A 12,870-nucleotide genomic window follows, 5' to 3' on the forward strand; every position below is an offset into this window, starting at 1 on the left:
CTCAACTATCGCTAGACGGCGTCGAACGCACCGTCAGGATTGACGAGAGCCGCCGGCCGACGTCGTCGAGCACCACCGGCCACGGGCGTCCTTCCTTGCGAATGACGAGCCCCTTCGGATACCAGGGCGTTCGATCGCCAATCACTGGCCACGCTGTCTGGAAATTGTCGTCGATCAGGAAAATGGTCGGCACGCCGAGTGCTCCGGACAGATGGGCCGCCGTATTGCTGATCGTTACGACGGCATCGAGCGCGGCGATCTGCGCGGCGAAACGGTCCATATCAAGCATCTGGTCGACACTGTCGTCATAGATAAGGCGCGCGTCATTGCCGTTGCGCAGGCGCCGCAGCGCCGGCTTGATCTGTCCGTACTGGAGGGAAACGAACGTCGCGTGTGTCCGGGCGATGAACCGTGCCCATTCGGGGAAATCAGGCACGTCCTTGGTGTGTGATTTGCTGCCCCAGGACAGACCCACCAATGGCAGATCCGTCATCGAGCGATAGCGCTTGCGGAATGTCTGGACGAGTTCAGGATCTGCCCGCAGCGGCACGAAATCGGCGGCAAGTCTTTCGGCATCGCGGCCGAAAACCCAGGCGAGATTTTCGAAGGTCGCAAATTTGTCGCCAACGACATTCTGCTGCGCTGGAACCACGGTCGCATTCGGGAACGTCCGCTGCACAAGCGATACGAGGCGCGGCTCGACCCGAATTGTCGCGCTTTGCGCACATGCAGCGGCGGCGCCGGCCAGTCGCGCATGGCGGATAACCCGGCCAAGACTGCGAGGATCATCCTCTACAAGATCGATCAGCAGTGTATCCGCACCGAGGTCTTCTCCGGTCCACTCATTGGCACCTTTCCCTTTTCGTTGCCGGTGAGCGGAAAGCCGAAGCTCGGCCGCCCGCGCGAACTTGCCCAGCCGTTCGAACGCCTGGCCTGCCTTCTGCATCAGCTCCGGGTCACGGGCACGATCGGCCATGATGGCCATTTCATTGGTCCTTGCTTCAAGCCCTGTCCAGTCCCGGCGCGCGATCAGCGCGTCGACCTTGGCCTGCTGCTCGAGAACGGAACGAGGTTTGGAGCCGGTAAACAGCCTGCGCACGGCCTTTGTGTATCGGCGCAACTGCAGGCCCAATCCCCCAATCACGTACCGGATATAGGAACCGTGGTAAAAACTGGTCATCGGCCTTCAGCGCGATACGCTCTGCCGCAGCGTTTTGCCGCCTTCGACGATCGGAGCGGACGCTTCCAGATGGAAGATCGAGCGATAGATTTCGCTGCGCTCGGCAAGCTCGTCGTGAGTTCCGGACTCCGCGAGCATGCCAGCGTCAAATACCAGAATACGATCGGCCGCCTTGATGGTTGAAAGCCTGTGCGCAATGCAGATCACCGTGCGCTGAAATGCATCGTCGAACGCAGCCTCCATGACCGCCCGTTCGTTTTCGCCGTCGAGCGCGGATGTTGCTTCATCGTAGACAATCACCGGAGCATTTTTGAGCAGGGCGCGCGCGATGGCAACGCGTTGTTTCTGCCCGCCCGACAGATTGGTACCGCTCGGCCCGACGAGCGTGTCGAGCCCGTTTTCCAGGTTAGAGGCAAAGCTGGTGACCCGGGCGAGGTCCGCCGCGGACTCGATCTCCCGATCGCAGGCGTTCGGGCGTCCGTCACGAATGTTGTCACGGATCGAGCCTTCGAACAGGAAGACGTCCTGTGACACCAGTGCGATATTGTCGCGAACGTCGGCCAGGCTGATCTTCGAAATATCCTTTCCGTCGAGAAGAATCCTGCCCCTGTCCGGCTCCATCAGGCGCAGGATCAGATTGACGATGGTTGTCTTGCCGGCGCCGGAGCGGCCGACGATCGCCAGCTTCTCACGAGGTCGCACCTCGAAGGAAACACCGTGCAGCGCCGGGCTGTTGCCGCCATAGGTGAAGCCGACATCTTCAAAACGGATGCTGCCCTCGACATCGGTGAGATGCTCGCCCGCGGTTGCGAGTTGTCGCTGTTCGGGGGTATCGATCAAATCATACATCTGCTCGACGGCCACCATTTGCTTCTGGATGTCGACATTGACCCGAGCGAGCCGCTTGACGGGCTCATAGGCAAGCATAAAGGCGGTTATGAAGCCCATGAATTCGCCCGGCGTCTTGCCGTTGCCGAGGGTCTGCCAACTGGCATACATAACGAAAAGGCCGATGATGAAACCGCCGCCGGTCTCCATCAATGGACTCATCAACGCCGATGTCCGGTTGATCTGGATGCCGCGCCTTTCCATCTTGCCGACGGCCTTGGCGAAGCTGGCGGCTGCCTTGTCTTCGAGTTGGAAGGACTTGATCGTGCGGATGCCTTCGACGGCTTCCGTGCCGATCGACTGGACCAGTGCAGCCAACTCCGTCTCACCCCTTGCCAGCGCCTTGAGCTTCCTGGTTATGGCGCCCACCGATAGGAACAGCAGCGGTAGAACCGTCACGGATATCAGCGACATCACCGGATCCTGCTTGACCATGACGCTTGCCAGGGCAATCAGCTTGAGCACATCGGAGACAGAGCTGCTTGTGAGGGTGAGAATAACGGCGGCCCCGGCGCGCGCGTTGAACATGATCTTGGAGACGAATTTCGCCGGATGCTGGTTGGCGAACCGGCCGATGTCGAAACGCACCATTCGGGAAAACTGCCGATTTTGAAGGTCCGAAACGATAGCCCGGCGAATCTTCCCCGTCGTAATAGTCTGGCAGTAGTCAGCGATCCCTTTGATCAGGAAAATGCCGATAATCACAAGGCTGATACCCCATGCGGCGGCAGCGTTCCGATCCACATAAATGGTATTGACCATGACACTCATGATCCAAGCCGTTGCGCCGGTCGCCGCCGCAGCGGCGATCGAACACAGCAAACCTGTCACATACAGCGTCTTATGCGGTGGCAGGTTTTCGACGATCAGGCGCTTGACCGGCGGATACGTCAGGGCCGCTGAAATTCGTTTCTTTGCACTCATTCCGTTTCCCGATGCGATGTATCGTTTTTGTGACGACCCTCGCTCCTGCCGATCCATGAAATTCTCTCGACGCTGTCACACATGCGCCAAACTGGTACCTGACGTCTGACTTCGTTCGAAGTTATAGTCAATCTTGAATCCTCCTGATTGCGGCTGGCGACGAAGCGGACTAAATGTCGGGCATTGCTGTCGGCGGCCGGCTATGAAGATCATGGAGCTGTTGTGACATTACCAGAGCGAGTTCGACGAAAGTACCTTCGGCTCCGCCACCAACTTGGATACATTAAACCTATCCGTTTGATGGCATCGAACAAATCAACCACGAAGTATGACGACTTTGTCAGTTCGGGCGCCATTACAATCCGCAAAACCTCAATATTCACTTCTGACGACATATTCTTCACGATGGGGAGTTGCTTCGCGCAGGAAATTCGACGTGCATTGACAAGCAGGCAGATCGCATGCGTTCCGTCTTATAAAAATATCAGCTTCGACCCGGCACAGGCCATTGTAGATGAGCTGCCTCGGCAGGAGCATATGAACTTCTACAACACCTTCACGGTTCGGCTTCAGATCGAGAAAATGCTCGGGTTGTAGGATCAGGCCCATGACGACTGGTGGCAGGTCAAGAAACGTGCTCCTTGGGGCCCAATCTGCTTTCAGGACCCGTACCGCCGCGGCATCTTCGCCAAATCTCCGCAAGTTCTCAGAGAGGTGATCGAGAGCATGAACCGAGAGATGCGGGTTGGCTTCGATGCAGCCACGGCATTCATATTCACTTTCGGAATGACTGAGGTCTTCATCAACAAGGCCAGTGGCAAAATAGCAGCACAGAAACCACTCTATCGTGGCGGAGGCGGGATGCAGGAAACGACGCTTCACGTCAGCAGCTTTCAGGAAAACTACGCCAACGTGATGGCCACCGTGGACATGGTCCGTCAACACAAACCCGATGCACCGATAATTCTTACAGTCTCACCGGTTGCGTTGGCTCGGACGTTTCAGGACGCGGATATCGTCACCGCGAGCACTGAAGGCAAATCCGTTCTTCGGGCTGTGCTTGGTCAAGTCTGCCGGGAACGGGACAATGTCCATTACCTTCCCTCGTTCGAGTTTGTCACCTATGGAGGCCTTGCTCGTAGCTATAGAGAGGACTTACGGCACGTAAAGATATCGGTCGTCGACGAGATCGTTGAACAGTTCTTCAATGCATACTTTGCTCCGTCGTCGCCGTAGCCGCAGCCATTCAGCGCTAGCTTGCCTTTACGACAATCGCCTGCCCCGTTGGGAGTTCGATGATGCCTTCAGGGCGGCTTTCGAAGAATTGATCAAAGGCCTTTCGGGCTCCAGGACAGAGCGCAGAGCCGTAGTCGTCACAAATGATCATGCCATTCGCGCACACCCGATCGTAGAAGAAGGCAAGCGCGTCACGTGTCGGCTCGTATAGATCGACGTCAATATGGACCAGGGCGAAACGCCGGTCGGATACGATGGAAAAAGTGTCTGGTATCCATCCCACATGAAAAGTGGTGTTGCTGAAGTCGGAAACATTCTCTCTGGCTACCTTCTCGTCGGTGCTGAGATTGCCGGACTTCCATGGCGTTCGGCCGTTTAGCTTGCGATCCTCTGCGGTTGGTTCGGAGAGGCCAGCGAACGAGTCGAAAAGGTGGTAGTGCCGTGGCCGAAGATCGCTCATCAGCATGAATATCGTCGACCGGCCTTGCCTTACGCCGCATTCGGCCACATCGCCATCGATACGCTCGATCGATCGCAAGCAGCTTTGCAGGACGAAAGCCCGGGGATCAGGAATCCCGCGGATGTTTTTGACCCGCTGCAGCGCCTTTCGGAAAAACGACTGGTCCTTCCAGACCATATGACTGGAATAAACATAGAAGCCGTATTTGTCGGCCTTCTTCTGAGAGACCTTATACCAAGCCACGCCTCTGCGTTTTTTCGAAATAACAGCAAGCGCCGCGTCTCTCAATTTCATCGGTACCAGCATTTTCGGTATGTTCATAAAAACGGGCGGAATCGAAAGCTCTGCCGGCATCAGACGCGGAATGAAGTCGAGTTCCGGCTGAAGGACATGGGCTTCTCGAGCGCCGCAAGAAAGCACTTTCCGGTGCCCGTAATAAGGCAACGTCGAGGTTGGAACTCGCATGGGGTGCGACTCAAGATCACGGGTCACGTGCCTGGGCCTAATCAGGAAATAGTCGATCCCTGCCGGGCTGTCGGAGTTAACTCACTGCCAGGCTCGCGCCGCGCGCGCAGTTGATGGCACCGGCGTCTCATTATCACATGTTTGCATGCAGCCGGATCAACGCCCTGCGGCAGGTGCGCGTCGAAAAGCAGAGGCTCGTCATCGCGCTTGCGGCGGCGAGAGGTTCAGTCGACCGCACCGACCAGGACGTCGCGGTATTCAAGTATCGCGACCCAGCGCCCGGTATCTGTTGACGATTGCCTTTTTAGAAATCTATATCCAGTTTTCGACCAAAGCTTCACCTCGTCGTTGAGGTTGTCGAGCACATAGTCGCCTTTGTCGGTCTTGACCGTCAGCACTGCGTGCCCCTCGCCGTCCTCCTTTTTGACGACGGTGATCAGAAGGTTCGAGAGCGATATGCCCTCCAAATTGAGCATCCGGCGCTTAAGCAGGACGTAGTCCTCGCAGTCGCCGATCGCGCTGTCAGGATAGGACCAAAATTCCATCGTGCCGTGAACGGCAAAATCGCTCACGGGCTTGATCGATCTGTTCACGAGTTTGGTGACGGACGCGAGCTTGTTTTCCATGCCTCTGCTCAAAAGGACTGGAGGGACCCTGCCCGTTCGTATCCTGCATTCTGAGGCATGCCTTCGGCAGAATTCAACGTGGCCGACCGGGATGGAACTCCGCTGCCCGGTGGCCATGGCACCAGACACCGCATCGGCCGAAGCTTTCTCCATCGGCGTCGCGGACATCATCAAGCCCAACAGTAGGCCGGCACACAGCCATGCCCGCGGTATCACCAATCCCATTCGCCCCGCCCAAGGTAACGACCCGAAACAAAATTTAATATCGCGTTACCATCTTTTCACGGGCACATCAACGCATCCGACACACAATTTACAGCTACGGTCGCGAACCATCACCAACGACTGAATGCTGGACGCCGCGCGGTCAGCGCCAGGGAATTTCCATGGCCACTGGAAGACCCTCGCGTGTTCTCGCATGACCGCATCGGCGCACCTGCGCTTATCGACGAGCCCAATCATGGGGGATTGTGCGCCTGTACGTCACCGAGGTTCTTCAGCAGCGCCGCTTACGGGACCAGATGACGACGCCGACACGTGTTTGGCTGCCCAAACGTGGGCACACGGCCGAGAAAAAGTTGTAGCCAAATTTGTCGAAGCGACCGAAGGCCAAGAGCTACGGCGCTCTCGCGTAGATTTCGCATACATTCGGATACATTTCGATGGCACCCGGGCAAACCTCTGCGACAGGCGTAGCGTAAGTTCCAATCGTGAGCAGGAAGGCTCGTCATGGTGACGAGACAGAAGGCCGACAGCGGTTTCGCAAGCAGGAGTCGATAGCGCGCAAGGCGCCGATTGGCCGGTCTGCTCATTCGAAGAAAGGAAAACACGATGAACAAGCTTGTAACGGCTATCGCCCTCCTTGCCATGTCGACGGGAGTCTCGCTCGCTGCCAATCAAAACCCGGATCGCGACCCGACCCGCGGATTCGTTACTGGCGTCGACAACAGCGGAATGACCTTAGACACCAGTCACACGGCTTCCTTGCCTCCACCCGTGGTAGCCCCGAAGGAAGGACAGCCACAGCCCGGCAAGGTTCTTAGGGGTCGTGCACCATGGGCGGGCCGTTAATATACGGAGAACTTGCCTTCCCATGCAAAACTGTCCAATCACCCGCAATGCAACGAGGGTGGTTGGACAGGGGCGCAAGAAAATCCTGCCGCCATGCTCCAGTCCTGAATGAGCCATATCCGACGGGTCAAAGCTCCCACGGAGAGAACGACTTGAGACCAGTCGTGCCGAAGACACCCAAATTCCGCGTCGCCAAGCGGCCGCTATTCACCCTTGAGATTGCAGCAATCATGCCGTCGGGCGCCGACATCCCGCGGCCCTGCCGCACGGCAGTATCCATGATTTCCCCATAGGTCATCGCGGCTTCCTCAGTCAGCCCGAAGATCCGATCGGCGAACCGGCGACGCCAATCCCGACAGTCCCTGCTCCAAACGCTCGGCACGCTGATCGGGTCGAATTTTCTGGATGCCGAAGGCGATCTCGGCGATGGTCACGGCTGGAAGCGCAAGTTCAGAGTCATGGCGGACCAACCATGCGATCACGGCAGGATCGGGCGACTTCTTCAGCGTCTCGGAAATGACGTTGGTATCAAGGAAGATCAAAGCTCAGGTCCAGGATGAACCTGCCGATTACCCCGGATCACTGCTTCAAGGTCGATTTCGGTACCATAAGCGCTAGCAATACGAGTGTAGAACGTCAATGCCGGCTCACGACCTGCTTGCCGCACCTCACAGGGTTCCAGTGCGCGCTCAACCACGTCGGCGATCGAGCGGTTCTCGCGTCGAGCAAGCCGATGGGCAAGATCGCGCGCCTTGGCGCTGCGTACGGAAAGCTGAGGTTCGGCTATAATGGAAACTCCTTTTTGCCGTGGATATAAGCCATCCGCACTGCCAGCAAGATGGCAGATGATGGCTTGCCATCCAACAGCTCCGTGATCGTCGGCCAGCGAAGATCGCGCATGAAGCGACCCCGGCAATAGCGCAGGATGTATAGACAACCGGCCGCAACTGGTGTTCGTTTCCCGCATGCAATTTTCGAAAAATACAGGAGCCGTGACAGGATGGACGCCGCTCCCTTGTTCGACCTGACGGGAAAAAAAGCGCTGGTGACCGGCGCCAGCCGCGGCATCGGCCAGGCCATGGCGGAGGCGCTCTCCGCGGCTGGTGCGGACGTCGCGGTGACCGCCCGCGACGAAACATCCCTTCGTGAAACGGCGGAGCGAATTAGCGCTAACGGGCGAAGGTCGCTTTGCCGGTCTCTCGACGTGCTCGACACCGATCGTATCCGCGTGGTGGTCGATGAGGTGGCGGATGCCTTTGGCGGGCTCGACATCCTGGTCAACAACGCCGGCTATGAGCAAGTCCAGCCCTCGCTCGACGTCGACGAAGCAGTGTGGGACCGCATCGTATCGACCAATCTGAAGGGCGCCTTCTTCTGTGCGCAGGCCGCGGCGCGGCGGATGGCTGCCGGCAACAGCGGTGGCGCGATCATCAATCTTTGCTCGCTGACCTCCTATGTCGGCATTCCGACCGCGGTGCCTTACGGTTCATCCAAGTCTGGGCTCCTGGGCATGACGCGCGCGCTCGCCGCGGAATGGGCATCGCTCGGCATCCGCGTCAACGCCATCGCTCCGGGGTATTTCCATACGGCGATGACGGATGCTTTTTATCAGGATCCCGACTGGCAGACGGCGATGCTGGCCAAGATCCCGCAGCGGCGCTTCGGCACGATGCAGGATCTGGCCGGAGCCGTCGTGTTCCTGGCGAGCGGGGCATCCGCCTATGTCACCGGGCATTGCCTCCCAGTCGACGGCGGTTATCTCGCATCAATCTGAGCGACTGAGGTGTGGTGCAACAAGAACCGTGTAGACCCGACAGCTTGTATATGGTTGTATATACCACCTCGCAACGCCGCACGTTCTTGCATGCGACCGGCGACAAACAAGGGGAACCGCAATGCAGGAGCCTTTCCGGGCCGTAGCTTCACCCGAAGCGGAAGGCGGCAGGGAAATCGCAGTCACGGTCCGCAACGTCGGGATGGACTTCGATGGGGTTCATGCCGTCAAGAATGCATCCTTCGATCTGCCGAAGGGCCGGTTCCTCACCATTCTCGGGCCTTCTGGGTCCGGCAAGACAACCCTCCTGCGCATGATCGCCGGGTTCCAGACCCCGAGCAGCGGCGAGATCTTCATCAACGGCGAAGCGGTGAGCGCGGTGCCCCCGCACAAGCGGTCGATCGGCATGGTCTTTCAGAGGCTTGCGTTGTTTCCACATATGACGGCGGCCGAGAATGTCGCCTTCCCGCTGAAGATGCGTCGGCGCGATGCACGCACCATTCCCGAACGCGTCGAGCGATATCTCGCGCTGGTCCGGCTCGAGGGGTATGGCGGCAGGCGCATTCACGAACTTTCCGGCGGGCAGCAGCAGCGCGTCGCGATTGCGCGCGCGCTGGTGTTCGAGCCCGACCTGCTACTTCTCGACGAGCCGCTCGCTGCGCTCGACCGAAAGCTGCGCGAGGAAATGCAGCTCGAATTCCGCCGCATCCAGCGCGAACTCGGCGTCACCACGATCAACGTTACCCATGACCAGCGCGAGGCGCTGGTGGTTTCCGACGATATCGTCGTCATGGATCAGGGCGAGATCCAGCAGAAGGCGCGGCCGATCCACACCTACCGCCAGCCCCGCAACGCCTTCGTCGCCAATTTCATCGGCGTCACCAACTTCATTGCCGGCACGGTACGGGCCGTCTCGGAAGCAGGCGACGTCTCCATCCTTCGAGGTGATCTGATGCTTGCCGGAAAGATCGGCGATCCGGTCAATCCACCTGCGGAGGGCGACAAGGCATCGGGAGCGATCCGCGCCGAACAGATCCGCCTCGCCGGCGATGCTTCGCAGCTGTCGAAGCTCGATTGTATGCTGGCCGGGACTGTCACCGACACCATCTTCGAAGGCGAGCGCATGGTCTACGAGGTAGCCTGCGCCGCGATTGGCGACGAGGTCATTCGCGTTTTTGACCATGATCCCGCCGCGCACACGCAGTTCGACATAGGCGAAAGCGTGTTCCTGGGGTGGAATACCAGGGACATGCTCGTTTTTCGATAGAACCGGAAACCGGTCAAACCCAGAGGAGAATGCAGATGAAGCGCTTTAAGCCGACATTATCCCATCTTTCCCGCAGAACCTTCCTTCAGGCCACCGCCGCGCTCGGCGGCGCCTCGGCGCTCGGCCTGCGCGGCGCCTATGCGCAGGAGCCGGAAAAGCCGGCGGAGATCATCGTGCGCGCCTGGGGCGGCAGTTGGGTGGATAGTTTGAAGGCCGGCGTGTCCGACAGCTTCACCAAAATGACGGGGATTGCTGTCCGTCACGACCTGACCGAAGACAATGAGATCCAGCCCAAGGTCTGGGCGGCCGTAGCGCAGAACCGGGTCCCGCCGATCCACATCAACTGGGACACCACCACCAATGCTACGAAATCGGCACTGCGCGGCGTGACGGAAGACCTCTCCGACCTGCCGAACCTCGCCAATGTGACGGACCTTGCCAAGCCGGCCGGCCTGGAAGGCTTCCCGATCGTCAACACCTACGGCTATGTCTATGTGCTTGCCTATCGGCCTGCGGCATTCCCGGACGGACCGCCGAAGTCGTGGAAAGACCTGCTCGACCCGAAGTTCAAGGGGCGGCTTGCCTTCTACAATGACGGCATCGGCTTCCATTTCCCAGCCCAGGTCGCCGGTGGCGGCAAGCTGGAGGACATACCCGGCAACATGCAGCCGGCTTGGGATTTCATTACCAAGATGAAGGCGCAGCAACCGCTGCTGGGCGAAGATCCCGACTTCACCACCTGGTTCCAGAACGGCGAGATCGACGCCGCCTGCACCATCTCGACCAACGCCCGAGAGGCCCGCAAGAACGGCGTGAAAATCGAATGGGTCGTGCCGGAGGAGGGTGCGAAATTCGACACGGACGGTTTGTGGATTCCCAAGGGCCTGCCGGAAAACGAACTCTACTGGGCCAAGCAGTACATCAACCATGCGCTGACCAAGGAAGCCCAGCAGGTCTGGCTGGACGGCCTCGGCTTGCCGGGCGTGGTGCCGGGCCTCACACCGCCGAAGGATCTGGTGGGCGATCCGTCCTATCCGACCACCGAAGCGGATTTCCAGCGCCTCATCCGCATCTCCTCGAAGGTCCAGGTCGAGAACGAGAGCGAGTGGTTTTCCAAGTTCAAGGCGATCATGCAGGGCTGACGCCGGGTCGGCCGGTGCTGCGCTGGCGGCACCGGCTCCTTCACGACGTCGGATACGGATTTTTTCATGCGGGCAGCCAGGACAGCCTATCCCCTGAAATGGCGCATCATGGATGCGCTGGAAAGCATTGCCGCCGCCATCTGGCCGGCTCGGTTAAGGCGCGCCACGCCCTATCTGATGCTGCTTCCGGCGGTGCTGCTGGTCGGACTGCTCGCGCTCGGACTCATCCAGATCGCGGACGCCAGCCTGCGCACGCTCGACACCACCACGTTCCAATTCTCGGACGACTATTCCATCACCAATTTCCGGCGGGCGCTGACAGAGCCACTGTTCCTCGTTGTCGCGCAGCGCAGCCTCATCGCCGCCCTGATCGTCACCACTGTGACACTCGTCTTCGCCTTTCCCTACGCCTATCTGATGGTGCGCACGCGTTCGCCAGGATTGCGCAAATTCCTGCTGATTGCGCTGTTTCTGCCCTTCTTCATCGGCCAGGTTGTGCGTGCCTATGGCTGGCTGATCATCTTAGGCAACCAGGGCATGGTGAACGAGGCACTCGGCCTTGTCGGGGTCGCCCCGATGCGGCTCATCTACAACTATCCCGCCGTGCTGTTCGGCCTCGTCCAGTACATGCTGCCGTTTGCCGTGCTGATGCTGGCGCCGGCACTCACCGCCATTCCCGAAGAGCTGGAGGCGGCCGCTGGATCGCTCGGCGCGAACTGGGTTCGCACGTTCATCCATGTCGTGTTGCCACTCGCTCGTCCGGGCTCCATCGGCGCCGGCGTGGTGGTGCTGACGCTTTCGCTCACCGATTTCGCAGTCCCCGCAATCCTTGGCGGCGGCTCGCAGGACTTTATCGCCAACGCCATCTACGACCAGTTCTTCCGAACGTCCGACCAGGGCCTTGGTGCGACGCTGGCGCTTATGCTGGTCGCGCTCGGGTCAATCCTCGTCGGCTTGGTGTTCGCGCTGTTCGGAGCCGGAACGCTTGCGATGGGGAGGTCACGGGCGTGAGCGGCTCGCGCAGCAAATCCGTTGTCTTGTGGACCCTGGTTACGATCGCCCTAGTGACGCTTTCGGCGCCGACGATCGTCGTGCTCGGCGCTTCCTTCACCGGCGGCAACATCATCACGTTTCCGCCGGACGGGCTGTCGCTGCGGTGGTATGCGCGCATTTCGCAGGCCTCCGACCTGCGCAACGCTTTCCTGCGCACGCTCCAAGTTGCGACGGTCTGTACGATCGTTGCGATTCCCGTGGGCACGCTGGCCGGCATCGCGCTGGCGAAATATGCGGTGCGTTTTGAGAAGACGATCCAGATCTATCTGCTGCTGCCCTTTACCATCCCGCTGATCGGATCGGGCATCGGCCTCATGCTGATTTTCGGCAACGCCGGCATTCTCGGCCAGCTCTGGCCGGTCGGCATCGCCTGCTGCGTCATCAACCTTCCCTTCATGATCTGGGCGGTGACGGCGAGTGCCACCGGGCTTGACCCGGACCTGGAACTGGCCGCCGCCAATTGCGGCGCGCCGCCGCTCCAGGTGTTCTTCTCCGTCACCCTGCCGGCGGTTATGCCGGGGGTGATCACCGGCTCGCTGCTGATGTTCATCCTTGCGCTCAACGAGTTCCTGGTCAGCCTGCTGCTCGTCGATGCCCGCATCGTGACGCTGCCGGTGCTGATCTACAACTCCATCCGCTCGATCATCACGCCGGATCTTGCCGCGATCTCCGTGGTCTTCATCGCCTGCTCGGCTGTCGCCGTCTTCCTGCTCGACAGGCTGGTCGGGCTCGACATCTTCCTGAAATCGAAATGAGGAATGCCGGCCCGCCGGGCCGAAAAGGA

General features: G+C 59.6%; 12 protein-coding genes and 1 pseudogene. 7 read left to right on the top strand and 6 right to left on the bottom strand.

What is annotated here, in order from left to right; genetic code table 11:
- Position 1: 1 nt before the first annotated feature.
- Both AC0L3I_RS06710 and AC0L3I_RS06715 read right to left on the bottom strand, forming a co-directional pair.
- Positions 2-1,180 carry a glycosyltransferase family 9 protein gene (locus AC0L3I_RS06710; protein WP_473484814.1) on the bottom strand — a complete coding sequence of 393 codons (1,179 nt, stop codon included), beginning with the start codon at positions 1,178-1,180 and terminating at the stop codon, positions 2-4.
- A 6-nt stretch (positions 1,181-1,186) separates the two neighbouring features.
- Positions 1,187-2,992 carry an ABC transporter ATP-binding protein gene (locus AC0L3I_RS06715; RefSeq protein ID WP_473526374.1) on the bottom strand — a complete coding sequence of 602 codons (1,806 nt, stop codon included), beginning with the start codon at positions 2,990-2,992 and terminating at the stop codon, positions 1,187-1,189.
- A 147-nt stretch (positions 2,993-3,139) separates the two neighbouring features.
- On the opposite strand from AC0L3I_RS06715, the gene AC0L3I_RS06720 reads away from it, so the two are divergent.
- Together AC0L3I_RS06720 and AC0L3I_RS06725 are read left to right on the top strand one after the other, a co-directional pair.
- On the top strand, positions 3,140-3,589 hold the full coding sequence (locus AC0L3I_RS06720; RefSeq protein ID WP_473526375.1) for a hypothetical protein: 450 nt from the start codon (positions 3,140-3,142) through the stop codon (positions 3,587-3,589).
- A 141-nt stretch (positions 3,590-3,730) separates the two neighbouring features.
- The gene (locus AC0L3I_RS06725; RefSeq protein WP_473526507.1) at positions 3,731-4,228 is read left to right on the top strand and encodes a GSCFA domain-containing protein; all 498 of its coding nucleotides are present in this window, start codon (positions 3,731-3,733) and stop codon (positions 4,226-4,228) included.
- Positions 4,229-4,244: 16 nt separating this feature from the next.
- Here AC0L3I_RS06725 and AC0L3I_RS06730 read toward each other — a convergent pair whose 3' ends face one another.
- From AC0L3I_RS06730 to AC0L3I_RS06745, 4 genes and pseudogenes are all read right to left on the bottom strand, one after another.
- Positions 4,245-5,180, bottom strand: a complete 936-nt coding sequence (locus AC0L3I_RS06730) for a TylF/MycF/NovP-related O-methyltransferase (protein WP_473526376.1) — start codon at positions 5,178-5,180, stop codon at positions 4,245-4,247.
- Positions 5,181-5,377: 197 nt separating this feature from the next.
- A complete protein-coding gene (locus tag AC0L3I_RS06735) occupies positions 5,378-6,004 on the bottom strand; it encodes a transglutaminase-like cysteine peptidase (protein ID WP_473526377.1) in 627 nt (208 codons plus the stop codon).
- Between the two features lie 973 nt (positions 6,005-6,977).
- A pseudogene (locus AC0L3I_RS06740) lies at positions 6,978-7,392 on the bottom strand (PIN domain-containing protein).
- Complete coding sequence (locus tag AC0L3I_RS06745) at positions 7,389-7,637, bottom strand: plasmid stabilization protein (protein ID WP_473526508.1); 249 nt, start codon at positions 7,635-7,637, stop codon at positions 7,389-7,391. The pseudogene AC0L3I_RS06740 and the gene AC0L3I_RS06745 overlap by 4 nt, the downstream one beginning before the upstream one ends.
- Positions 7,638-7,850: 213 nt before the next feature.
- On the opposite strand from AC0L3I_RS06745, the gene AC0L3I_RS06750 reads away from it, so the two are divergent.
- From AC0L3I_RS06750 to AC0L3I_RS06770, 5 genes are all read left to right on the top strand, one after another.
- A complete protein-coding gene (locus AC0L3I_RS06750; protein WP_473484806.1) occupies positions 7,851-8,624 on the top strand; it encodes an SDR family NAD(P)-dependent oxidoreductase in 774 nt (257 codons plus the stop codon).
- A gap of 121 nt (positions 8,625-8,745) precedes the next feature.
- Positions 8,746-9,891 (top strand): ABC transporter ATP-binding protein, encoded by a 1,146-nt coding sequence (locus tag AC0L3I_RS06755; RefSeq protein ID WP_473484804.1) that lies wholly within the window; start codon positions 8,746-8,748, stop codon positions 9,889-9,891.
- Positions 9,892-9,926: 35 nt separating this feature from the next.
- The gene (locus tag AC0L3I_RS06760) at positions 9,927-11,033 is read left to right on the top strand and encodes an ABC transporter substrate-binding protein (RefSeq protein ID WP_473484802.1); all 1,107 of its coding nucleotides are present in this window, start codon (positions 9,927-9,929) and stop codon (positions 11,031-11,033) included.
- Between the two features lie 66 nt (positions 11,034-11,099).
- Complete coding sequence (locus AC0L3I_RS06765) at positions 11,100-12,044, top strand: ABC transporter permease (protein ID WP_473526378.1); 945 nt, start codon at positions 11,100-11,102, stop codon at positions 12,042-12,044.
- Positions 12,041-12,841 (top strand): ABC transporter permease, encoded by an 801-nt coding sequence (locus tag AC0L3I_RS06770; RefSeq protein WP_287217312.1) that lies wholly within the window; start codon positions 12,041-12,043, stop codon positions 12,839-12,841. Before AC0L3I_RS06765 ends, AC0L3I_RS06770 begins: the two co-directional genes overlap by 4 nt.
- Positions 12,842-12,870 lie beyond the last annotated feature (29 nt).

This window comes from Mesorhizobium sp. WSM4840, assembly GCF_055811755.1.